Origin of the sequence: Streptomyces sp. NBC_01171 (assembly GCF_045039805.1) — a bacterium.
In the GTDB taxonomy this organism is placed as follows: Bacteria; Actinomycetota; Actinomycetes; order Streptomycetales; family Streptomycetaceae; genus Streptomyces.
The window spans coordinates 3,994,492-4,017,160 of sequence record NZ_CP108609.1 but is presented as its reverse complement, the minus strand read 5'-3'; the positions used below and the strand labels follow the sequence as shown (position 1 = coordinate 4,017,160).

The 22,669-nt window shown below is 71.3% G+C and carries 22 protein-coding genes; 9 read left to right on the top strand and 13 right to left on the bottom strand.

Features of this window, described 5'->3' with window-relative positions; all coding sequences use genetic code 11:
* Nucleotides 1-22 precede the first annotated feature (22 nt).
* The gene (locus OG448_RS18615) at nt 23-1,051 is read right to left on the bottom strand and encodes a glycosyltransferase family 2 protein (RefSeq protein ID WP_405555222.1); all 1,029 of its coding nucleotides are present in this window, start codon (nt 1,049-1,051) and stop codon (nt 23-25) included.
* Between the two features lie 261 nt (nt 1,052-1,312).
* Here OG448_RS18615 and OG448_RS18610 point away from each other — a divergent pair, with 261 nt between their 5' ends.
* Nucleotides 1,313-2,686: an LCP family protein gene (locus OG448_RS18610; RefSeq protein WP_405558847.1), complete on the top strand. Its 1,374-nt coding sequence runs from the start codon at nt 1,313-1,315 to the stop codon at nt 2,684-2,686.
* 15 nt (nt 2,687-2,701) lie between these two features.
* Here OG448_RS18610 and OG448_RS18605 read toward each other — a convergent pair whose 3' ends face one another.
* Complete coding sequence (locus OG448_RS18605; RefSeq protein ID WP_031184341.1) at nt 2,702-3,250, bottom strand: acyl-CoA thioesterase; 549 nt, start codon at nt 3,248-3,250, stop codon at nt 2,702-2,704.
* 119 nt (nt 3,251-3,369) lie between these two features.
* Here OG448_RS18605 and OG448_RS18600 point away from each other — a divergent pair, with 119 nt between their 5' ends.
* Nucleotides 3,370-4,644: an LCP family protein gene (locus OG448_RS18600; RefSeq protein ID WP_405555220.1), complete on the top strand. Its 1,275-nt coding sequence runs from the start codon at nt 3,370-3,372 to the stop codon at nt 4,642-4,644.
* 67 nt (nt 4,645-4,711) lie between these two features.
* Here the strand turns inward: OG448_RS18600 and OG448_RS18595 are convergent, their stop codons facing one another.
* Nucleotides 4,712-5,872, bottom strand: a complete 1,161-nt coding sequence (locus tag OG448_RS18595) for an acyl-CoA dehydrogenase family protein (RefSeq protein WP_030814394.1) — start codon at nt 5,870-5,872, stop codon at nt 4,712-4,714.
* Nucleotides 5,873-6,062: 190 nt separating this feature from the next.
* Between OG448_RS18595 and OG448_RS18590 the strand changes: the two genes are divergently transcribed.
* The gene (locus OG448_RS18590) at nt 6,063-7,406 is read left to right on the top strand and encodes a UDP-glucose dehydrogenase family protein (RefSeq protein WP_405555219.1); all 1,344 of its coding nucleotides are present in this window, start codon (nt 6,063-6,065) and stop codon (nt 7,404-7,406) included.
* Between the two features lie 108 nt (nt 7,407-7,514).
* Here OG448_RS18590 and OG448_RS18585 read toward each other — a convergent pair whose 3' ends face one another.
* Nucleotides 7,515-7,673, bottom strand: a complete 159-nt coding sequence (locus OG448_RS18585) for a CGNR zinc finger domain-containing protein (protein ID WP_405555217.1) — start codon at nt 7,671-7,673, stop codon at nt 7,515-7,517.
* A 66-nt stretch (nt 7,674-7,739) separates the two neighbouring features.
* Here OG448_RS18585 and OG448_RS18580 point away from each other — a divergent pair, with 66 nt between their 5' ends.
* Complete coding sequence (locus OG448_RS18580) at nt 7,740-8,099, top strand: VOC family protein (protein WP_405555215.1); 360 nt, start codon at nt 7,740-7,742, stop codon at nt 8,097-8,099.
* A gap of 43 nt (nt 8,100-8,142) precedes the next feature.
* Here the strand turns inward: OG448_RS18580 and OG448_RS18575 are convergent, their stop codons facing one another.
* On the bottom strand, nt 8,143-8,502 hold the full coding sequence (locus OG448_RS18575) for a MerR family transcriptional regulator (protein ID WP_405555213.1): 360 nt from the start codon (nt 8,500-8,502) through the stop codon (nt 8,143-8,145).
* Nucleotides 8,503-8,557: 55 nt separating this feature from the next.
* Between OG448_RS18575 and OG448_RS18570 the strand changes: the two genes are divergently transcribed.
* Nucleotides 8,558-9,631: an alkene reductase gene (locus OG448_RS18570; RefSeq protein WP_405555211.1), complete on the top strand. Its 1,074-nt coding sequence runs from the start codon at nt 8,558-8,560 to the stop codon at nt 9,629-9,631.
* On the opposite strand, the gene OG448_RS18565 is transcribed toward OG448_RS18570, so the two are convergent.
* Genes OG448_RS18565 through OG448_RS18555 form a run of 3 tightly spaced genes read right to left on the bottom strand, consistent with a single transcriptional unit; the run spans nt 9,628 to nt 12,470 of the window.
* Entirely contained in the window at nt 9,628-10,806 is a 1,179-nt protein-coding gene (locus tag OG448_RS18565; RefSeq protein WP_405555209.1) for a dipeptidase, read from the bottom strand. The two genes, OG448_RS18570 and OG448_RS18565, sit on opposite strands and share 4 nt — an antisense overlap.
* A 6-nt stretch (nt 10,807-10,812) precedes the next feature.
* On the bottom strand, nt 10,813-11,334 hold the full coding sequence (purE, locus tag OG448_RS18560; protein ID WP_405555208.1) for a 5-(carboxyamino)imidazole ribonucleotide mutase: 522 nt from the start codon (nt 11,332-11,334) through the stop codon (nt 10,813-10,815).
* Complete coding sequence (locus OG448_RS18555) at nt 11,331-12,470, bottom strand: 5-(carboxyamino)imidazole ribonucleotide synthase (protein ID WP_405555207.1); 1,140 nt, start codon at nt 12,468-12,470, stop codon at nt 11,331-11,333. The genes purE and OG448_RS18555 overlap by 4 nt, the downstream gene beginning before the upstream one ends.
* Nucleotides 12,471-12,665: 195 nt before the next feature.
* Between OG448_RS18555 and OG448_RS18550 the strand changes: the two genes are divergently transcribed.
* On the top strand, nt 12,666-13,160 hold the full coding sequence (locus OG448_RS18550) for a GtrA family protein (protein ID WP_405555205.1): 495 nt from the start codon (nt 12,666-12,668) through the stop codon (nt 13,158-13,160).
* On the opposite strand, the gene OG448_RS18545 is transcribed toward OG448_RS18550, so the two are convergent.
* Complete coding sequence (locus OG448_RS18545; protein WP_405555203.1) at nt 13,157-14,422, bottom strand: ATP-binding protein; 1,266 nt, start codon at nt 14,420-14,422, stop codon at nt 13,157-13,159. The two genes, OG448_RS18550 and OG448_RS18545, sit on opposite strands and share 4 nt — an antisense overlap.
* Before the next feature lie 142 nt (nt 14,423-14,564).
* A complete protein-coding gene (locus OG448_RS18540; protein WP_030814361.1) occupies nt 14,565-15,242 on the bottom strand; it encodes a response regulator transcription factor in 678 nt (225 codons plus the stop codon).
* 494 nt (nt 15,243-15,736) lie between these two features.
* On the opposite strand from OG448_RS18540, the gene OG448_RS18535 reads away from it, so the two are divergent.
* Nucleotides 15,737-17,242: a peptide MFS transporter gene (locus OG448_RS18535; protein WP_405555201.1), complete on the top strand. Its 1,506-nt coding sequence runs from the start codon at nt 15,737-15,739 to the stop codon at nt 17,240-17,242.
* Nucleotides 17,243-17,326: 84 nt separating this feature from the next.
* Here OG448_RS18535 and OG448_RS18530 read toward each other — a convergent pair whose 3' ends face one another.
* A complete protein-coding gene (locus OG448_RS18530) occupies nt 17,327-17,887 on the bottom strand; it encodes an ATP-binding protein (protein ID WP_405555199.1) in 561 nt (186 codons plus the stop codon).
* Nucleotides 17,888-18,179: 292 nt separating this feature from the next.
* Complete coding sequence (locus OG448_RS18525) at nt 18,180-18,557, bottom strand: STAS domain-containing protein (RefSeq protein ID WP_030814352.1); 378 nt, start codon at nt 18,555-18,557, stop codon at nt 18,180-18,182.
* 245 nt (nt 18,558-18,802) lie between these two features.
* On the opposite strand from OG448_RS18525, the gene OG448_RS18520 reads away from it, so the two are divergent.
* Nucleotides 18,803-19,699, top strand: coding sequence for an RNA polymerase sigma factor SigF (locus OG448_RS18520; RefSeq protein WP_405555197.1), 897 nt, complete (start codon nt 18,803-18,805; stop codon nt 19,697-19,699).
* Between the two features lie 201 nt (nt 19,700-19,900).
* Nucleotides 19,901-21,424, top strand: a complete 1,524-nt coding sequence (locus tag OG448_RS18515; protein WP_405555196.1) for an RICIN domain-containing protein — start codon at nt 19,901-19,903, stop codon at nt 21,422-21,424.
* Nucleotides 21,425-21,463: 39 nt separating this feature from the next.
* On the opposite strand, the gene hutI is transcribed toward OG448_RS18515, so the two are convergent.
* Nucleotides 21,464-22,639: an imidazolonepropionase gene (gene hutI, locus OG448_RS18510; protein ID WP_405555194.1), complete on the bottom strand. Its 1,176-nt coding sequence runs from the start codon at nt 22,637-22,639 to the stop codon at nt 21,464-21,466.
* Nucleotides 22,640-22,669: the final 30 nt, after the last annotated feature.

Sequence of the window (22,669 nt, the reverse complement as noted above, 5' to 3'; positions counted from 1 at the left end):
GAAGGGCCCTTTCGCGTGGTCACTACCGGGGTTCGAGCACCGCCGGGCGGCGGGACGCGATGACGCGCTTCGCCAGGGACTTGGGGCTGGTCAGGAAGCCGAAGCCCCAGGACATGTGCATGGTGGCGAGGGCCACGGGGATCTGGAGGCGGGCCTTGAGGGGGAGGCCCTTGCCGGCCGGTACGGAGCCCGCGGCGATAGCGGCCAGGTAGCCGGCGGGGACGACGAAGCCCCAGGGGGTCAGGGCCACGCCGACCACGACGCCCGCCGCGATCGCGCACACGGCGGCCGGCGGGGCGAGGTAGCGGAGGTTGATGGAGCCCTCGTGGTAGCGGGCGACGACGTGCCGCCAGCGGCCGTAGTCCTTGTACTGCTTGGCCAGCGCCTTGATGCTCGGGCGCGGCCGGTAGGAGACCCGCAGCTCGGGCGAGAACCAGATCAGGCCGCCCGCCTCGCGGATGCGGAAGTTCAGCTCCCAGTCCTGGGCGCGGATGAACTCCTCGTTGTATCCGCCCTGTTGCTCCAGCGCCTCGCGGCGGAACACACCGAGGTAGACCGTCTCGGCGGGGGCTGCCGCGCCACCGGTGTGGAAGGCGGCGTTGCCGACACCGATCTTGGAGGTCATCGCGGCGGCGACCGCGTGCTCCCAGTCGTTCTCGCCCTCGGCGTGCATGATGCCGCCGACGTTCTGCGCGCCGGTCTCCTCCAGGAGCCGTACGGCGGTGGCGATGTAGTTCGGCGAGAGGATGCCGTGGCCGTCCACGCGCACCACGACCGGGTGCCGGGACGCCTTGATCGCGGCGTTCAGCGCGGCCGGGGTACGGCCGGTGGGGTTGGGGACCGTGACCACGCGGGGGTCCTCGGCCACCAGCTCGGCCGCGATCTCGTCCGTACGGTCCGCTGAGGGACCGAGGGCGATCACGACCTCCATGTCGCCGGCGTACTCCTGCGCGAGGATCGCTTGGACGGCCCCGCGCAGATGCCGCTCCTCGTTGAGCACGGGCATGATCACGGACACGGCGGGGTGCCGCACATCGGGCTTGGCGTTCATAGGGGGCTCACGTTACCGCGAATGGGGGACACCGTTGCGCGCCGCCGCGGCCGCGACGCGGGCTGGAGATCGTATCGACCTACGGTGATCACATTCCCACGTACGGCCGCAGCCCGGAGGTGTCCCTTGCCCAGACCGCCTCGGCCCCCCTCCCCCTCCGTCCGGGGTGCGGGGGGCGCCCCCAGGCCGCCGCGCCGGCCGCGGCCTTCCGGCCGGGTGCGAGGGGGTCCCCTCGCCCGCAGGCGGCGGCCGCACTGGGCGGTGCGGGCGGTGACCGCGCTGTCGGTGGCGGTGCTCGCCTCGGCCGGGATCGGCCACGCGGTCGTCACCGGCCTGGCCTCGGGCATCACACGCGTCGACGCCTTCAAGGACATGAAGAACCGGCCCCGCGCGGGCCACGGCATGAACGTGCTGCTGGTCGGCACCGACGGCCGGGACAAGATCACCGAGGCGGAGCGGCGCGCGTACCGGCTGGGCGGCGCGCCCTGCCACTGCACCGACACGGTGATGATCGTGCACATCTCGGAGGACCGGGAGCGGGCCAGCGTGGTGAGCCTGCCGCGCGACTCGTACACCGAGGTGCCCGAGCACGTCGACCAGACCACCGGGGAGCGGCACCAAGCGCACCCGATGAAGCTGAACGCGGCGTACGCCGAGGGCGGGCCGCAGCTCACCGTGCGCACGGTGGAGGCGATGACGCATGTGAAGGTCGACCACTACCTGGAGGTCGACTTCGCCAGCTTCATGAAGACGGTGGACGCGCTCGGCGGGGTGAAGATCTGCACCCCGACCCCACTGAAGGACGCCTACACCGGGCTCGACCTCCCGCCCGGACCGCACACCCTGGGCGGCGGGCAGGCGCTCCAGTACGTCCGCGCCCGGCACGTGGACGGGGCGAGCGACCTGGGCCGGATGCAGCGCCAGCAGCGGTTCATGGCGGCGCTGATCGAGCGGGCCACGTCCTCGGGGGTGCTGTTCAACCCGATGCGGTTCCGGGACGTGACGCGGGCGGTGCTCGGCTCGGTGCGGGCGGACAACGGGTTCGGCACCGACGAGCTGCTCGACCTCGGCCGGGCCATGCGGAACTTCTCGCCCTCGTCCTCGGAGTTCACCACCGTGCCCATCGCGCAGATGGGCTTCGCCGTGAAGGGCGTCGGGTCGACCCTGAAGTGGGACCCGGTCAAGTCCGAGCAGCTCTTCACCGACCTGCGCGACGACAAGCCGCTCGGCGCGCGCCCGGCGAGGAAGGCCCCGGCGGCGACGACCGTCGAGGTCGACCCGCACGCGGTCCGGGTCCGGGTGGAGAACGGCACCGGTACGGCCGGGCTCGGCCGCAAGGTGGACGCGGCGCTCGCCGCGACCGGCTTCGCCACCACCCACCGGCCGGTCACCGCCGCGCACCCGGTCGAGCACACGGTGATCTCCTACGACCCCCGCTGGGACCGCTCCGCCCGCTCCCTGGCCGCGGCTCTCCCCGGCAGCGAACTCCGCCCGGCCCCCGGCTTCGGCCCCGTTCTCCGTGTGACAGCCGGCGCCGACTGGAAGTCCGTCCACCCGGTCAGGGCCCCCCAGATCGCCGCCCCGGACGCGCCGGTGGTCAGGGGCGACGAGGTGGTGTGCTCGGGCCAGGCGTGACGAAGGCCGGAGGGCCTAGTCCGTGATGCCCTCCGCCGCTCGGCGTTCGCGGAGTTCGCGGATGGCGCGGCGGCGGGCGAGGCGGTGGGTGCGGCGGATCTGGGCTTCCTGGTGGCGGCGGCGGTCGCGTTCGGTCTCGGGGAGGACCGGGGGGACCTGGCGCGGCTTGCCGTCGGCGTCGACGCCGGTGAAGACGAGGTAGGCGGAGCCGACCTGGGTGGCGGGCGCGGACTCGTTCCAGCGCTCGGCCAGGACCCGTACGCCGATCTCCATGGAGGTGCGGCCGGTCCAGTTCACCTGGGCCTTGACGTGCACCAGGTCGCCGACGCGCACCGGCTCCAGGAAGACCATCTCGTCCATGGACGCGGTGACGGCGGGCCCGCCGGAGTGGCGGCCCGCCACGGCGCCCGCGGCGTCGTCGACGAGCTTCATGATCACACCACCGTGCACCGTCCCCAGCAGGTTGGTGTCGTTGTGGGTCATGATGTGGCTGAGGGTGGTGCGGGAAGCGGAAGTGGGCTTGCCCGGAATCTCCGGAGAAGCGGCGGGCGCCTGGTCTGTCATGTCCCCCACCTTATGCCGAAGCGGCTTTCGCGGAATTTATGTCGGGTTCGCAACAGAGGCGCTCCGATTTTCCGACAACCCTTGTAAGGCATCCGTGGGCACCCTGCACACTGGGGCGCATGAATGACTGGCCCGAGGGATGGTCCGACGACGAGCGCGGCCCCCGCTACGGACGCGGCAGCGCCGGTGCGCAGCCGGAAGGCCCGCGCGTGATGCGGCAGGTACGACGCCCGGCCGCGCCGCCGCCCGGCGCTCCCGCGCCGCAGTACGGCGGCGGTGTGCCCAGGCAGCCGTCGTACGTCGACGGCCAGGGCCACGACGGCTACGACAGCGGTTACAACACCGGCCAGGTCTACGGCGGTGGCGGCCCGGGTGGCCCCGGCGCCCCGGCCGGTACTCGCGCACCCCGCCCGGCGCCCAACTGGGGCCGCCGGATCAAGGTGGGCGCGATCACCCTGGCCGCTGTGCTGGTCGTCACCTCGGTGGCCACCTACTTCTGGGCCGACTCCAAGCTGAACCGGGACGTCGACCTGTCCCAGGTGATCGACCGCCCCTCGGAGGGCGACGGCACCAACTACCTGATCGTCGGCTCCGACAGCCGCAAGGGCATGACGAGCGAGGACAAGAAGAGACTCCACACGGGGTCCGCCGAGGGCCAGCGCACGGACTCGGTGATGATCCTGCACGTGGGTTCCAACGGCGACACCCTGATATCCCTGCCCCGCGACTCCGACGTGGTCGTCCCCTCCTACAAGGGCTCCACCTCGGGCAAGGTCTACCCCGCCACCGGCCGGCACGCGAAGCTGAACGCGACCTACGCCGAGGACGGCCCCACCCTGCTGACCCGGACCGTGGAGTACAACACCGGGCTGCGCATCGACCACTACGTGGAGATCGGCTTCGCCGGCTTCGCCAACATCGTGGACGCGGTCGGCGGCGTCGACATCAAGATCGACAAGGGCTTCAAGGACAAGTACTCCGGCGCCGACTTCCAGGCGGGCGAGCAGACCCTCAACGGCGAGCAGGCCCTCGCCTTCGTCCGTACCCGGCACGCCTTCGCCGCCTCCGACCTGGAGCGGACCAAGAACCAGCAGAAGTTCCTCGCGGCGCTGGCCCACCAGGTGGCGACCCCGTCGACCGTGCTGAACCCCTTCAAGTTCTATCCGACGATGGGCGCGGGCCTGGACTCCCTCAGCGTCGACAAGGACATGGGCCTGTTCGACCTGGCCTCGATGTTCTGGGCGATGAAGGGCGTCAACGGCGGCGACGGCACGTCCCTGAACATGCCCGTCTCCGGCTCCGTCGGCGGCAACCTCGTCTGGGACAAGGCGAAGGTGAAGACGCTGGTGGACGAGCTGAACAACGACGAGAAGGTCACCGTCTCCGGCAACTGACCCGGCCCCCGGACATGACGAAGGCGCCTCCCCCGCTCGGCCGGGGAGGCGCCTTCGGCGTCACCTGCTACTTCGGCAGGTTGCGGGCCATGACGATCCGCTGGACCTGGTTGGTGCCCTCGTAGATCTGGGTGATCTTGGCGTCGCGCATCATGCGCTCGACCGGGTAGTCGCGGGTGTAGCCGTAGCCGCCGAGGAGCTGGACGGCGTCGGTGGTGACCTCCATCGCCACGTCCGAGGCGAAGCACTTGGCGGCGGCGCCCTGGAAGGTGAGGTCGGCGTCGACACGCTCGGAGGCGGCCGCGGCCTGGTAGGTGAGGGCGCGGGCGGCGGCGATCTTCATCGCCATGTCGGCCAGCATGAACTGGATGCCCTGGAAGTCCGCGATCGGCTTGCCGAACTGCTTGCGCTCCTGGACGTAGCCCTTGGCGTAGTCGAGGGCGCCCTGGGCGACACCGAGGGCCTGCGCGGCGATGGTGATGCGGGTGTGGTCCAGCGTCTTCATCGCGGTGGCGAAGCCGGTGCCCTCCTCGCCGATCATGCGGTCGGCGGGGATGCGGACGTTGTCGAAGTAGACCTCGCGGGTGGGCGAGCCCTTGATACCGAGCTTCTTCTCCGGGGCGCCGAAGGACACACCCTCGTCCGACTTCTCCACCACGAAGGCGGAGATGCCCTTGGAACGCTTGGTGGGGTCGGTCACGGCCATCACCGTGTAGTACTCGGAGACGCCCGCGTTGGTGATCCAGCGCTTGACGCCGTTGAGCACCCAGAAGTCGCCGTCGCGCACGGCCTTGGTCTTCATGCCGGCCGCGTCCGAGCCCGCCTCCGGCTCGGAGAGGCAGTACGAGAACATGCCGTCGCCCTTGGCCAGCGGGCCCAGGTACTTCTTCTTCAGCTCGGTGGAGCCGGAGAGGATCACCGGGAGGGAGCCGAGCTTGTTCACGGCCGGGATCAGCGAGGAGGACACGCAGGCGCGGGCCACCTCCTCGATCACGATGACCGTGGCGAGCGCGTCGGCGCCGGCGCCGCCGAACTCCTCGGGGACGTGGACCGCGTGCAGGTCGTTGGCGACCAGCGCGTCCAGCGCCTCCTGCGGGAAGCGGGCCTCCTCGTCCACCGCGGCGGCGAACGGCGCGATCTTCGCCTCGACCAGCGAGCGGACGGCGTCCCGGAGCATGTCGTGCTCCTCGGACGGGCGGTACAGGTCGAAGTCAGCCGATCCGGCCACGGTCTCTCACGCTCCAAAGATGCTGTGATACTGACGCTAATTACCGTTAAGTAACTGAAAGTTTAGAGCGCCGCCCCCGGCCCGCATAGGTGAGCTTGGCGACAGCGGGAGATTTTCCCCGGACCAGACCTCCCCCGGGCACGACTATGCTCGGGGGCCGCATCATCGACGTACCCCGCCTGGAGCACCCATGAGCCTCAAGATCACCGTGATCGGCACCGGCTATCTCGGCGCCACGCACGCCGCGGCCATGGCCGAACTCGGCTTCGAGGTGCTGGGGCTCGACGTGGTCCCCGAGAAGATCGCGATGCTGGAGCGGGGCGAGACCCCGATGTACGAGCCCGGCCTGGACGAGCTGCTGCGCGCGCATGTCGCGGGCATCGAGGGCTCGACCGGCCGGCTCCGCTTCACCACCGACTTCGCCGAGGTCGCGGAGTTCGGCGACGTCCACTTCGTCTGCGTCAACACCCCGCAGAAGCACGGCGAGTACGCCTGCGACATGAGCTACGTGGACTCCGCCATCGCCTCCCTCGCCCCGCATCTGCGCCGCCCCGCGCTGGTCGTCGGCAAGTCGACGGTGCCGGTGGGTTCGGCCGACCGGCTCGCCGCCTACCTCGCCGAGCACGCGCCCGCCGGGGCCGACGCCGAGCTGGCCTGGAACCCCGAGTTCCTGCGCGAGGGCTTCGCCGTCCAGGACACCCTGCACCCGGACCGGATCGTGGTCGGCGTGCGCGGGGAGCGCGCGGAGAAGCTGCTGCGCGAGGTGTACGCGACGCCGCTGGGTGAGGGCACCCCGTTCGTGGTGACCGACTTCCCGACCGCCGAGCTGGTGAAGACGGCCGCGAACTCCTTCCTCGCCACCAAGATCTCCTTCATCAACGCGATGGCCGAGGTGTGCGAGGCCGCCGACGGTGACGTGGTGAAGCTGGCCGAGGCCATCGGGCATGACGATCGGATCGGGAAGAAGTTCCTGCGCGCCGGGATCGGCTTCGGCGGTGGCTGCCTGCCCAAGGACATCCGCGCCTTCATGGCGCGCGCCGGTGAGCTGGGTGCCGACCAGGCGCTCACCTTCCTCCGCGAGATCGACTCCATCAACATGCGCCGGCGCGGCGAGATGGTGGAGATGGCACGGGAGGCGCTCGGCGGGGGCTCGTTCCTCGGCAAGCGGGTCGCGGTGCTCGGGGCCACCTTCAAGCCCGACTCCGACGACGTCCGGGACTCCCCCGCGCTGAACGTGGCCGGCCAGATACACCTCCAGGGCGGTCAGGTCACGGTGTACGACCCGAAGGGCATGGACAACGCCCGCAAGCTGTTCCCGACGCTGGGCTACGCCGAGTCGGCGCGGGAGGCCGTACGGGGGGCGGACGTGGTGCTGCACCTGACCGAGTGGCGGGAGTTCCGCGAGCTGGACCCGGAGGAGCTGGGCGAGGTCGCGACGTCGCGGGTCGTGCTGGACGGGCGGAACGCGCTGGACCCGGTGCCGTGGCGCAAGGCGGGCTGGACGTTCCGGGCGATGGGCCGCCCGACCGCGTAACCCGCTTTCCGTACGACGCCGGTTCGGCCGAGGCTCAGTCGGCCGAACCGGCGTCTGTGCGCATTGTGCACCACCGGGCCGGGCGGCGGCCGGGCAACCCCCCGGCTCTTACCTGTCCTTGGCCCGGTAGCGGCGCATCTTCGCGCGTGCCCCGCACCTCTGCGTCGAGCACCAGCGGCCCGGTGTCGGCGAGAGCGAGGGCGGCGGAGCCGTCGGCGTCGTCCACGGTGACCAACAGCGCGGCGGGGGCGAGCAGTTACCCCTCATGCGGGACCATGGGGTAACCGTTACCGGTAGACAAGCCTTACGTGACGCATATCCAAGGAGGAAGTCATGGCTCTCGCCGAGCTGGGCGCGGTCGTCCTGGACTGTCCCGACCCCGAGGCCCTGGCCGGCTTCTACGCCGAGATCCTGGGCGGCACGGTGGAGGGGGACGCCGACTGGGTGGACCTGCGCACCCCCACCGGCCCGACCCTCGCCTTCCAGCGCGCCCCGGGCCACGTCCCCCCGGCCTGGCCCTCCCCCGACGCCTCCCAGCAGTTCCACCTCGACCTCACGGTCCCCGACCTGGACGAGGCCGAAAAGCAGATCCTCACCCTGGGCGCCAAGCCCCTCGACACCGACGCCCCCACCCGCACCTGGCGCGTCTACGCCGACCCAGCAGGCCACCCGTTCTGCCTCTGCGCCTGCTGAGGCCCCCGGCGGGTCAGCCGTAGTGGTACCGGGCAAAGGGGCGTCACTCGCCCCCCGCCGCCTCGATGACCTCGTCCAAGGTGTCGCGAGTGCGGTGGAGGTCGGTGATGAGGCGGTCTATGCGGGTGCGTTCCTCGGTGAGGTCGGCCAGGAGGCGGGGGGTGGCTTGGACCGAGGGGCCGCCGTCCTGGTCACGCATGCAGGGGAGGAGGTGGCGGATGCGGTCGCTGTGCAGGCCGGCCGCGTACAGCTCCTGGATGCGGACCACGCGGTCGACGGCGGTCTCCGGGAACTCCCGGTGGCCGCCCGCCGTGCGCTCGGCCGCGAGCAGGCCCCGGCTCTCGTAGTAGCGCAGCGACCGCTCGCTCACGCCGGTGCGCCGGGCCAGTTCACCGATCCGCATGTGCGCCTCCCCAGGGCTTGAACCTGACACCGGTGTCAGCTTCTACGGTACGGCCATGACGGACTTCCTGGCCCCGGCCCGGCTCGGCGAACTCGCCCTCCCCCACCACCTGTTGATGGCCCCGCTCACCCGCAACCGCGCGGAGGCGGACGGTACCCCGACCCCGCTCATGGCGGACTACTACGCCCAGCGCGCCTCCGCCGGCCTCATCATCGGCGAGGCCGCCACCCCGAACGCGGTCGGCCAGACCTACCCGGACATCGCCGCGATGCACACCGACCGGCACACCGACGGCTGGCGCAAGGTCACCGAGGCGGTACGGGCGGCCGGCGGGCACATGTTCCTCCAGCTCCAGCACGGCGGCCGGGTCAGCCACCCGGCGACGACCGGGCTGACCCCCGTGGCACCCTCCGCCGTACCGCTCCCGGAGACGATCTTCACGCGGCACGGGCATCGGCCCGCCCCCGTGCCCCGCGCGATGACGCCCGACGACATCCGCACCACCGTCGCCGACTTCGCCTCCGCCGCCCGCCGGGCGATCGACGCCGGGTTCGGGGGCGTGGAGGTGCACTCGGCCAACGGGCACCTGCTGCACCAGTTCCTCGCCGGGAACACCAACCGCCGCACCGACGCCTACGGCGGCCCGCCCGAACACCGGGTGCGCTTCACCGTGGAGGTGACCGAGGCGGTGGCCGACGCGATCGGCGCCGAGCGGGTGGGTGTACGGATCTCACCGGGCGGCACGGTCAACGGCATCCAGGAGGACGACACCGCCGACCTGTACCCGGCCCTCGTGCACCGCCTGCGCGGCCTGGGCCTCGCCTATCTGCACCTGGTCCGCGCCGACCCCGGCGACGAGCTGTACCGGCGGCTGCGCGCCGACTGGCCCGGCATCCTGATCGGCAACCCGGTGCTGACCGACCTGACCACCGAGGCGGTGACACGGGCGTCGCGCGAGATGCTGGCCTCCGGCGCGGACCTGGTCGCCCTCGGCCGCCCCTACATCGCCAACCCGGACCTGATCACCCGCCTGCGCCGGGGCGCCCCGCTCAACCCGCTCCGCGAGCGGTACCTGATGTACGTGGGCGGGGCCGACGGATACACCGACTACCCCGCCCTCGACGGCTAGCCGTCCAGCGACTCGATCGTCGCGTGCGACGCCGGGCGGGCAGCACGCTGCTCGCGCGCGACGTCCTCCGCCGCGCCCAGGACGCGGACCGCGTTCTGCCAGGTCAGCTTGGCGAGGTCCGGCTTGGACCAGCCGCGCTCCAGCAGCTCCGCGATCAGGTTCGGATAACCGGAGACGTCGTTCAGACCGTCCGGGGTGAAGGCGGTGCCGTCGTAGTCGCCGCCGATACCGAGGTGGTCGATCCCGGCGACCTCGCGCATGTGGTCGAGGTGGTCCGCGACCGTGGACACCGTGGCGACCGGACGCGGGTTGCGCTCCTCGAACTCCCGGTGGACCTTCATGCCCTCCTCGGTGGTGTCGAGGTGGTGCAGGCCGTGCGCGCGCATGTTGTCGTCGGCGGCGGCCGTCCAGTCCACGGCGGCCTGGAGGACGAACTTCGGCACGAAGGTCACCATCGCCATGCCGCCGTTGGCCGGCAGCCGCTCCAGCACGTCGTCCGGGATGTTGCGCGGGTGGTCGCAGACGGCACGCGCGGAGGAGTGCGAGAAGATCACCGGCGCCGAGGTGGCGTCCAGCGCGTCCCGCATCGTCGTCGCCGCGACGTGGGAGAGGTCGACCAGCATGCCGAGCCGGTTCATCTCGCGGACGACCTCACGGCCGAACGCGGTCAGACCCCCGGCCTTCGGCTCGTCGGTCGCGGAGTCCGCCCAGTCCACGTTGTCGTTGTGGGTGAGCGTCATGTACCGCACGCCCAGCGCGTACAACCCCCTGAGCGTGCCGAGGGAGTTGGCGATGGAGTGGCCGCCTTCAGCCCCCATCAGCGAGGCGATCCGCCCGGAGGCGCGGGCCGCCTCCATGTCGGCCGCCGTCAGCGCGGGCGCCAGCTCGGCCGGGTACCGCTCGATCAGCCGCGTCACACAGTCGATCTGCTCCAGCGTGGCCGGCACCGCGTCGGGCAGATCGGACCGCACGTACACGGACCAGTACTGCGCCCCCACGCCACCCTCGCGCAGCCGCGGCAGGTCGGTGTGCAGATGCGCGCCCTGGTCCCCGGCGATGTCCCGCGCGCCGAGGTCGTAGGCGACCTGCTCCCGCAGCGCCCACGGCAGGTCGTTGTGCCCGTCGACGACGGGGAACTCCCGCAGCAGCGACCGGGCTTCGTCCAGAGAGGTCATCCGCGTCTACTTCCCGAATCCGAAGCCGGCCGAACCCTCGACCTTGGCGCGCAGGCGCTTGCCCTTCTCCGTGGCCTGGTCGTTGAGGTCCTGCTGGAAGTCGCGCATGCGCTGGAGGAGGTCCTCGTCGTGCGCGGCGAGCATGCGGGCGGCCAGGAGGCCGGCGTTGCGGGCGCCGCCGACGGAGACCGTGGCGACGGGGACCCCGGCCGGCATCTGGACGATGGAGAGCAGCGAGTCCATGCCGTCGAGGTACTTCAGCGGCACCGGCACACCGATGACCGGCAGCGGCGTCACCGAGGCGAGCATGCCGGGCAGGTGGGCCGCCCCGCCCGCGCCCGCGATGATGGCCTTCAGCCCCCGGTCGGCGGCCTGCTCCCCGTACGCGACCATCTCGCGCGGCATCCGGTGCGCGGAGACGACGCCCACCTCGTACGGGATCTCGAACTCGTCGAGGGCCTGGGCGGCGGCCTCCATGACGGGCCAGTCGGAGTCCGACCCCATGACGATGCCAACAACGGGGCTCATTCGGTGATCGTGCCTCTCAGGTAGCCGGCTGCGTGACGGGCGCGCTCCAGCACGTCGTCCAGGTCGTCGCCGTAGGTGTTGACGTGCCCCACCTTGCGGCCGGGTTTGACGTCCTTGCCATACATGTGGATCTTGAGCTGCGGGTCACGGGCCATGCAGTGGAGGTACGCGGAGTACATGTCCGGGTAGTCGCCGCCGAGCACGTTGACCATGACCGTCCAGGGCGCGCGCGGGCGCGGGTCGCCGAGGGGGAGGTCGAGGACCGCGCGGACGTGGTTGGCGAACTGCGAGGTGATCGCGCCGTCCATGGACCAGTGGCCGGAATTGTGCGGCCGCATCGCCAGCTCGTTGACGAGGACACGGCCGTCACGGGTCTCGAACAGCTCGACCGCGAGGTGCCCGACGACGCCCAGCTCCTTGGCGATGTTCAGCGCCATCTCCTCGGCGCGCAGCGCGAGGGACTCGTCCAGCTCGGGCGCGGGCGCGATCACGGTGTCGCAGACCCCGGCGACCTGCCGGGACTCCACCACCGGGTAGGCCACGGCCTGGCCGTGCGGGGAGCGTACGACGTTGGCGGCCAGCTCGCGGACGTAGTCGACCTTCTCCTCGGCCAGCACCGGCACGCCCGCCCGGAAGGGCTCGGCGGCCTCGGCCTCGGAGTCGACGACCCACACGCCCTTGCCGTCGTAGCCGCCGCGCACCGTCTTGAGGACGACGGGGAAGCCCTCGCCCTCGGCGGCGAACGCGGCCACGTCGGCCGGGTCTCGCACGATGCGGTGGCGCGGGCAGGGCACGCCGATCTCCGTGAGCTTCGCGCGCATCACACCCTTGTCCTGGGCGTGCACGAGCGCGTCGGGCCCCGGCCGGACGGGGATGCCGTCCGCCTCCAGTGCCTTGAGGTGCTCGGTCGGCACGTGCTCGTGATCGAAGGTGATCACGTCACAGCCGCGCGCGAACTCACGCAGCGTGTCGAGGTCGCGGTAGTCGCCGATGACGACTTCGCTCACGACCTGCGCCGCGGAATCCTGGGGAGTGTCACTGAGGAGCTTGAACCTGATGCCCAACGGGATGCCCGCCTCGTGCGTCATACGCGCGAGCTGCCCCCCGCCGACCATGCCGACTACCGGGAACGTCACCCCCCTAGCGTATCGGCCCTGCGGACCGGCCCGGACGTCCGCCGTCCCGGCCCGCCGACGCACATCTCTTACCTGCCCCTTGCCCGCCTCTTGCCGACCCGTTTCCCCGCGGGGGCCCGGCGCGCGGGCATGGGAGGGATCGCGTGGATAGCATGGCGGGGCCGAGAAGAACCTATGGACGGGAGCTGCACAGCCATGGAACGTCGTTCCTCGGGGCTGCAACGGCTCGCCCGTGAGGTCGCCAAGTTCGGTGCGGTCGGAGGAGCCGGGGTCCTGGTCAACCTCGGTGTGTTCAACCTGGTCCGGCACGTGTCCGACCTGCCCGTGGTCCGGGCCAGCATCATCGCCACGATCGTGGCCATCGTCTTCAACTACCTGGGCTTCCGCTACTGGACGTACCGGGACCGCGACAGGGGCGGGCGCCCGCGCGAGCTGATGCTGTTCCTGGTGTTCAGCGTGATCGGCCTGGTGATCGAGAACGGGGTGCTGTACCTCGCCACCTACGGGTTCGGCTGGGACACCCCGCTGCAGAGCAACGTCTTCAAGTTCGTCGGCATCGGCGTGGCCACGCTGTTCCGCTTCTGGTCGTACCGCACGTGGGTGTTCCGCGCGCTGCCCGGTGAGGCGAGCAGGGAGCCGGTGGCCCGGCACGAGCCGGAGAACCCGGAGAACTCGGCGCGGGTCCGCTAGCGGACCGTGGGCTCCTCCCCCTTGTGCGCGGGGGCGGTACGGGACAGGAACAGGCCGAACACCGGCGGGTGCGTCTGGAGCAGCTCCAGACGGCCGCCGTCGGCCTCGGCGAGGTCACGGGCGACGGCGAGGCCGATGCCGGTGGAGTTGCGGCCGCTGATGGTCCGCTCGAAGATCCGCGCGCCGAGGTCGGCGGGGACGCCGGGGCCCTCGTCGGTGACCTCGATCACGGCCTGGTTGCCGGTGACCCGGGTGCGCAGGGCGACCGTGCCGCCACCGTGCATCAGCGAGTTCTCGATCAGCGCGGCCAGCACCTGCGCGACCGCGCCGGGCGTGCCGACCGCCGTCAGGTGCCGCTTGCCGGAGCTGACGATGGCCCGGCCCGCGCTGCGGTAGGCGGGGCGCCACTCGGCGAGCTGCTGCTGGATGACCTCGTCGAGGTCGAAGGTGACGGCGGAGCCGGTACGGGGGTCGCGCGAGTTGGTCAGCAGCCGCTCGACCACGTCGGTCAGCCGCTCCACCTGCCCCAGCGCGATGGTCGCCTCCTCCTTCACCGTGTCCGGGTCGTCGGTGAGGGTGATCTCCTCCAGCCGCATGGACAGCGCGGTCAGCGGCGTACGGAGCTGGTGCGAGGCGTCGGCCGCGAGGCGCCGCTCCGCGGTCAGCATGCGGCCGATGCGCTCGGCAGAGGAGTCCAGTACGTCGGCGACCCGGTCCAGCTCGGGGACGCCGTACCGCTTGTGCCGGGGGCGGGGGTCGCCGGAGCCGAGGCGTTCGGCGGTCTCGGCGAGGTCGGTGAGCGGGGAGGCGAGCCGGTTGGCCTGGCGTACGGCGAGCAGGACGGCGGCGATCACGGCGAGCAGGGCGACCAGGCCGATGATCAGCAGGGTGCGGCCGACCTCGCGGGTCACGGCGGAGCGGGGCTCCTGCACGGTGACCGTCTCGCCCTCCTCGCCGTGCTGCGTGGAGTGGATGACGTCACCCTCGGGCTTGCTGCCGATCTCGATCGGGGCCCGGCCGGGCATCCGGATCACCGCGTACTGGGTCTTGCTGACCGGGTTGCGCAACACGTCGGCGTTGACGTTCTCGGCGGCGAGGATGCGGCTGTCCACGATGCTGGCCAGCCGGACCGCCTCGGACTCCACCCGCTCCTGGGCACTGTTGCTGATCGTCCGGGTCTCCACGATCACCAGCGAGACCCCGAACACGGCGATCACCACCAGCACGACGGCAAGCGTGGACTGAATAAGACGACGACGCACAGGGTCCCTCCGGGAAGGCTGAGAGCCCCTAGTCTCCCCCGACCTGGGGCAGCGCCCCAAAGGGGCGCGGGGAACCGCGCGACCGGCCACGACGCGGGGTCAGCCGCCGACGCCCCCACAGCCCCCGCCCGGAAGGCGAGGCTCAGCTCTTCTCGAACCGGAAGCCCACTCCACGCACGGTGGCGATGTAGCGCGGGTTCGCGGCATCATCGCCCAGCTTCTTCCGCAGCCATGAGATGTGCATGTCCAGCGTCTTCGTGGAGGACCACCACGTGGTGTCCCACACCTCCCGCATCAGCTGATCCCTCGTGACCACGCGGCCGGCGTCCCGCACCAGCACCCGCAGAAGATCGAACTCCTTGGCCGTGAGCTGGAGTTCCTCCTCGCCCATCCAGGCCCGGTGCGACTCGACGTCGATCCGCACCCCGTGGGTGGCCGGCGGCTGCTGGGGCTCGGCCGAGCCGCGCCGCAGCAGGGCCCGGACCCGGGCCAGCAGCTCGGCGAGGCGGAAGGGCTTGGTGACGTAGTCGTCGGCGCCCGCGTCGAGCCCGACGACGGTGTCCACCTCGTCGGCGCGCGCGGTCAGGATGAGGATCGGCACGGTGTGGCCGTCGGCACGCAGCCGGCGGGCGACCTCCAGGCCGTCCATGCCGGGCAGTCCGAGGTCCAGCACGACGAGATCGACCCCGCCCTGGAGCCCGGCGTCGAGCGCGCTGGGGCCGTCCTCGCGCACCTCGACCTCGTAACCTTCCCGGCGCAGGGCACGGGCCAGCGGCTCCGAGATGGACGCGTCGTCCTCGGCGAGCAGTACACGGGTCATGAGCTGATGGTAGACCGCCCGCGCGTGGGACCGGGGCGTGGTCGGCAGCAGTGCTCTTACCTTTGTACGCTGCTGGTACAAACCACTGACGGTGGGATGCGATCGTGGAAGAGACCTTGGAAACAGGTCACGCGGTTCCCCTGATCCCTGTGATCCGTGTCTCAAGTCCTTCCATATCCGGCAGTGTCCTGCCGTATGGTGACCTGAACGCCTGTAGCACACCGGGGGCCTTTTGGCGGGCACATGACGCCGAGGGTCTCCCTTTCTGTGCGGGCTGACTCCGCTCAGCCTTGAAAGGAATGACCTCTGGCCGGGCTCCGTACGCAGTGACGCGTAGGAGCGTGGATCCCGGTGGTCGCCGTCCTCCGCCTTCGATGTTTTCGATGCGGGAACCCCCAGGGCGTGGGGGCGGACGTCCGACCCTGCCGGTGCCGGCCACACCCCCACCGGGCGCGCAGCGCTCCATCGCGCGTCCCGACCAGCAAGGAACGACCATGGCGTCCAGCCTGACGAAGGACTCGGTCCGCCCGGAGACCCCGGGCACCGACAAGACCTTCTTCGGCCACCCCCGCGGCTTGGCCACTCTCTTCATGACCGAGATGTGGGAGCGGTTCTCCTACTACGGCATGAGGGCCCTGCTCCCGCTGTACCTGGTCGCTCCGGGCGGCCTGCACCTGAGCGCGGGTACCGCGACGGCGATCTACTCGGTGTACCTGTCGCTCGTGTACCTGCTCGCCCTGCCCGGCGGCTGGGTCGCGGACCGCCTGCTCGGTCCCCGCAAGACGGTGGCCGTCTCCGGTCTCATCATCATGCTCGGCCACCTGTGCCTGGCGCTGCCCGTGGCCGCGAGCTTCTACGTCGGCCTTGTGCTGGTCGCCATCGGCTCGGGTCTGCTGAAGGCCAACATCTCCACGATGGTCGGCCACCTGTACAAGGGCGTGGACGACCCGCGCCGTGACGGTGGCTTCACCCTCTTCTACATCGGCATCAACCTGGGCGCCTTCATCGCTCCGCTGGCCATCGGCACGGTGGGCGAGAACGTCAACTGGCACCTCGGCTTCGCGCTGGCCGCGCTCGGCATGGCGCTCGGCCTGGTCCAGTACCTGCTGGGCGGCCGCCACCTCGCCGCGCAGAGCAACGAGGTCCCCACCCCGCTGTCCGCCGAGGAGAAGAAGTCCACGCTGCGCAAGGGCCTGATCTGGCTCGGCATCGCCGCGGTCTTCTACGCCCTGGTGGGCGGCACCGGCCACTTCACGCTGAACTGGGCGCTGATCCCGCTCACGATCATCGGTCTGATCGTGCCGATCCTGGTGATCGCCCGGATCTACCGCGACAAGGACCTGGAGCCCGCCGAGCGCTCGAAGGTCTCCGCGTACGTCTGGTTCTTCGTCGCCGCCGCCGTCTTCTGGATGATCTACGACCAGGGTGGTTCCACCCTGTCGCTGTTCGCCGACAGCTCGGCCAAGAACACCATCGCCGGCTGGAAGTTCCCGGTTTCCTGGTACCAGTCGGTCAACCCGATCATGATCATGGCGCTGGCCCCGGTCTTCGCCTGGCTGTGGCTGTGGCTGAACCGCCGCGGCAAGGAGCCGAGCACGATCGTGAAGTTCGGTTCCGGTCTGGTCCTGGTCGGCGCGTCCTTCTTCCTCTTCCTCGCTCCGCTGTCGATCGCCGAGGGCGGTCACAAGGCCGCGGCGATGTGGCTGGTGGCGATCTACTTCGTGCAGACCGTCGGTGAGCTGGCGCTGTCGCCGGTGGGCCTGTCGGTGACCACGAAGATGGCGCCGAAGAAGTACGCCTCGCAGATGATGGGCGTCTGGTTCCTCGCGGTCACCGCGGGCGACTCGATCACCGCCCTGCTGTCGAACCCGGCCATCGGCGGGGTGAACCTCGACAAGATGGGCTTCGTCGCCCTGGAGGCGATCCTGGCCGTGGTCGCCGGTGTCGCGGTCTGGATGTACCGCAAGAAGGTCAAGGCCCTGATGGGCAGCGTCAACTGACCTGACCCGCTCCGCCTGACGTACGAAGGGCCCCGCATCGAGGATGCGGGGCCCTTCGCCGTTCTTCTCTTCCGGACGCCTGGCTCAGGCCGGAGCGGCCAGTTCCGCCCAGACCGTCTTGCCGGAGTCGTCGGGGGCGCGTACCACGCCCCAGTCGAGGCTGAGGCGCTGGACGATGAACATGCCGTGGCCGCCGGGGCGGCCGGCCTGATGCGGGGTGCGGGGGGCGGGCTGGCCGGCGCCGCGGTCGGTGACCTCCAGCCGGATCACCTTGCGGTCGCAGGACAGGACCAGCTCGTCCGGTCCTTCGGCGTGCAGGCAGGCGTTGGTGACCAGCTCCGAGACGACGAGGAGCACGTCCTCGGCGGCGGCCCGCTGCTCGGCGCCCGAGGCGGGCAGCCAGCCCCACTCGTACAGCGCCTGGCGGGTGAAGTCACGGGCGAGCGGGACCACCCCGCTCTCTCCGTCCAGGCTGAGCCTGCGGACCTGCCGTCCCCTCGCCTCCGGCGCGGCCTCGGAGGGCGCGGCGGGCGCGACGGCGCTCAAGGCCGCCTCGGACGCCGCCACGTCCCCTTCGGGCATGCCGGAAACGCCGCTCGGCTCCGGGCCACCGTCGCCCGGCGAGTAGGGCCGGGTGGTGCTCATCAGCGCTTCACCTCACCGATCCACCAGTACACGATTCCAAAGTCCGACTCCGTTTCGGTCCCGGACGGCCGGTTCACCGTCCGTCCGGTGTCCGCGTGCTGCCTCCGTCACCTTCGGCGTCCGCCCCTCGCCTCATACGTCGCGCCGGACCCCTTCTCCGGTTCCCGGAGCGGGTTCGGCGGCGGGGCTGCCGAAAGGTTTCAGATGTCTCCTGCCCGACTGATCCCCCGGAACACCCCCTCATTCACCCGACGCTCGCAAGCGGCGGCCGGGAGGGGGCGTACGGAAGGAGTCAGCCGGTCTCGCCCGCGAGGGCGGCTTCTACGGAGTCGTGGACGGTGAAGACCGCCTCGGCTCCCGTGATCTCGAACACGCGCGCGACCACGGGCAGCATGCCCGCGAGGTGCACGCCACCGCCGGCGGCATCCGCCTTGAGGCGGGCCCCCAGCAGCACGTTCAGTCCTGTCGAGTCGCAGAACTCCAGCCGCGAGCAGTCCACGACAAGTCGCGTGAAGCCCTTTTCCAGGAGGTCGTCGAGCGGCTCGCGCAGTAGATCGGCGGTGTGGTGATCGAGTTCACCCGCCGGTGTCACTACGGCGCTGGAACCCTCTTCCCGCACCTCCACCAGAAGCCGGCCCGACTGTGCGCTGCCGACCGTCCCGTGGTCCATGCCGTCTCTCTCCCGAGGTCTTGGCTGCTGATGCCCTCGAACATTACGCCTTCCAGCCACACTTCGACACCCGAACAACCCCCCAGAAACGGGCATATCAGCACAAATGACACTTGCGACCAGCTCACTGAAGCAGGTAGGGCTAGTACGGCACACATCCCTACACGCCGGCTTCGGAGGCGCCGCACACCGCAGTGCACGTATCGGCTTCGGCAGCCATATGCCGAGAACGATGGAGGACACCCATGTCAGCCCGGCTCGACGGATCGCCTACCCACAAAGCGACGTCGACACCCCCACCGGAAATGCTGGACCACACCATCGACCCTCTCGACCCCCTGGCGGGGCTCCCCGAGATCCCGCCCTTCGACGAGGTCGGCCCGGTGGACGCGCGAGCCCTGTCCAAGACGCTCTTCGAGCGCCTGGAGTCGCTGGAGGAGGGCACGTACGAATACTCGTACGTCCGTAACACCCTCGTCGAACTGAACCTGGCGCTGGTCAAGTTCGCCGCCTCGCGGTTCCGTTCCCGCAGCGAGCCGATGGAGGACATCGTCCAGGTCGGCACGGTCGGCCTGATCAAGGCGATCGACCGCTTCGAGATGTCGCGCGGGGTCGAGTTCCCGACCTTCGCCATGCCGACCATCATCGGCGAGATCAAGCGCTTCTTCCGTGACACCTCGTGGTCCGTGCGCGTCCCGCGCCGCCTGCAGGAGCTGCGGCTCGACCTGGCCAAGGCCGGGGACGAGCTGGCCCAGCGGCTGGACCGCGCCCCCACCGTCGCGGAACTGGCCGAGCGCCTCGGGCTCTCCCCCGAGGAGGTCGTCGAGGGCATGGCCGCCTCGAACGCCTACACCGCCTCCTCGCTGGACGCGCAGCCCGCCGAGGACGACACCGAGGGCGCGCTCGCGGACCGCATCGGGTACGAGGACCACGGGCTCGAAGGCATCGAGTACGTCGAGTCGTTGAAGCCCCTCATCGCCGAACTGGCGCCCCGCGACCGGAAGATCCTCTCCCTGCGCTTCGTGGCGGGCCTGACCCAGTCCGAGATCGGCGAGGAGCTGGGCATCTCCCAGATGCACGTCTCCCGGCTGCTGTCGAGGACGTTGACGCGGCTGCGCAAGGGACTGACGTTGGACGAGTGACGGTGGGCGCCGCCGAAAGGCGGACCTTTCCCGCACGCGTGAGGCGGCCCGGCTGACGTTGCCGGGCCGCCTCGCCGTGCCACCGATGCGCGAACCGTTATGTGTTACCTGAAGTAACCCCTTTCCCGGGATGCGCCCCTCCAGCACCATGGGCCACCCGACTGACTGGTATGTCAGAACCCCAGGGGACGGAGGGTGCGCATGGCTCAGACCGAGCCCGACGAGGACGTCCAGGACACGCCGGACGCACGGCTCACCGAACTGCTGCGCACCCCGACCCCGACGGCGTACCCGGCGCTCCAGGAACTGCGCCGGCGCCACCAGCCGGCCGTACTCGCCTACGCCCGCCTGTGCACCACCGGCGAGTCCACCGCCCGCAGGCTGGCGGGCGAGGCCCTCACCGAGGCCGCCCGGGACACGGCGCGCGGCATCGAGCCGAACGTGCCGCTGCGCCACCACCTGCTGCTCCTGGCGGGCCGCGCCGCGGCGTCCTGGGCCCGTGACGAGCGGGCGGCGGGCCTCGATCCCGGCCTGCTGCTGGTGCTCAACTCCGGTGCCGCACCCGAAGGTCCGACCCCGCCCCTGCTCCCGGCGTTCCGGTCGCTGCCGTCCCGCGACCAGGGCCTCGTCTGGTACGGCGTCCTGGAGGAGGAGCCCCAGGAGCGGGCCGCCGCCTACCTCGGCCTCGCCCCCGCCGATGTCGCCCACGGCACCCCGCAAGCCCTGCAGACGCTGGCCCAGGCGTGTCTGCGCCACCGGCTGGCCGCGTCCGACGATCCGCGCTGCGCCGACTTCCGCCGACTGATCGAGGAGGCGGTACGGCCGGAAGGGCCCCGCCGCAGCGTCGACCTGGACGCGCACAAGGCCCAGTGCCCCTGCTGCACGGCCGCGTTCGAGGACCTGAGCGCCCTGCGCGACACCCCGCGGCAGGCCCTCGCTGAAGGGCTGCTGCCCTGGGGCGGCACGGCATACGCCCACCGAGGCGGGCCCGCACTGGCCACGGCGCCCGAAGGGCCCGCCCCACGACGGAACCGGCCACCGCGGCGGCGTTATCTGCCGGCCGCGGTGGTCCTGGGCGCGGCCCTCGTGACGCTCCTGGCGTTCCTGCTCTTGCGCACCGACGACTCCCCCGGACAGCCGGTGGCGGCCCCGGCGCCCCCGCGGGTGACGGTCACGACGACGTTCTCCCCCTCGCCCGTCGCCTCCCCCACCCCGTCCCGCACGGCCAAGTCGCCTGCGCCGACCAGGTCTTCGCACCGCCCGACGTCCCCGCCGACCCGCCGTCAGCCCAGCCCATCCGCCACGCCCCCGCCCACACCGCCGGGCGCCGCCCACACCCAGGTGGTGAATCTGGCCACCGGCACGTGCCTGGACGTACGCGATGGCGACTTCGACAAGGGCACCGACGTCGTCACCGCTCCCTGTACCTCCTCCCCCACCCAACGCTGGAGCGTCGACAGCGACCTGGGGGTCGTCCGCTCGGCCGCCGACTCCGACTTCTGCCTGGACAGCCGGGGCGAGGCCGACCGGGGCGTGGGCATCTGGCCGTGCGACTCGGTCCACGGCGACAACGGCCAGAACCTCCGCTTCACCGTCGACCCCGACGGCACCATCCGGCCGGAGATCGCCATCGAGACGGCCGTGGTACCCGACGGCGGTGGCGGGGTGGAGCTGCGGCCACTGAACGGCGGCCGGGAGCAGCGGTGGCGGGCGGGGGCCCGCTGACGAGGACGGGGTCCGCGCGCGGAGGGCACCGGACGGTGATCAGGCCATCCGGACGCCGCGCCGCCACACCCCTTCGACCAGCGGCACGCCCGGCCGGTAAGCCAGGTGGACATGGCTCGGGGCGTCCAGCAGCACCAGGTCGGCCCGGCTGCCGGGGGTGAGCCGGCCCACGTCGCTGCGGCGCAGCGCGGCCGCCCCGCCCGCCGTGGCGGCCCACACGGCCTCGTCCGGGGTCATCCCCATGTCCCGCACCGCCAGCGCCACGCAGAACGGCACGGACGAGGTGTACGACGAGCCGGGGTTGCAGTCCGTGGACAGCGCCACCGTGGCCCCCGCGTCGAGCAGACGGCGGGCATCCGGCCACTCGGCGCGGGTGGAGAACTCGGCACCGGGCAGCAGCGTGGCGACCGTTCCGCTGTTGGCCAGGGCGTCCACGTCGGCGTCCGTGAGGTGGGTGCAGTGATCCGCGCTGGCCGCGTCCAGCTCCACGGCCAACTGGACGCCGGGACCGTACGAGAGCTGGTTGGCGTGAATGCGCGGGTGCAGGCCCTTGGCGCGGCCGGCGGTGAGGATCGCACGGGCCTGGTCGCCGTCGAAGGCGCCCTTCTCGCAGAACACGTCGATCCAACGGGCGTGCGGGGCGCAGGCGTCCAGCATCTCCCCGGTCACCAGGGCGACGTACGCGGCCGGGTCCTCGGCGAGTTCGGGGGCGACGATGTGGGCGCCGAGGTAGGTCACCTCGTCGGTGTGGGCGGCCGCGAGGCGCAGGGCACGGGACTCGTCCTCCACGGTGAGGCCGTAGCCGGACTTGGTCTCCATCGTGGTGGTGCCCTGGCGGAGCGCCTCGGCCAGGTGGCGGGCGAGGCCCGCCTCCAGCTCCGCGTCGGAGGCGGCGCGGGTGGCGGCGACCGTGGTGCGGATGCCGCCGGCGCTGTAGGCGCGGCCGGACATGCGGGCGTTGAACTCGGCGGTGCGGTCCCCGGCGAAGACCAGGTGCGAGTGGGAGTCCACGAAGCCCGGCAGGACCGCCTTCCCACCAGCGTCGAGGCGGTTGTCGGTGGCGGGTGCTTTGCTTGACTCACCGGCCCACACGACGCGTTCGCCGTCGATGACCAGGGCCGCGTCCTGGATCAGTCCGAGAGGGGAACCGTCACCGAGGGAGGGGTCGTTGGTGACCAGCGTGGCGATGTTGGTGATGGCGGTGCTGCTGCTCATGGTGTTCTCGGTGTCCTCAGGGGTGCCGGT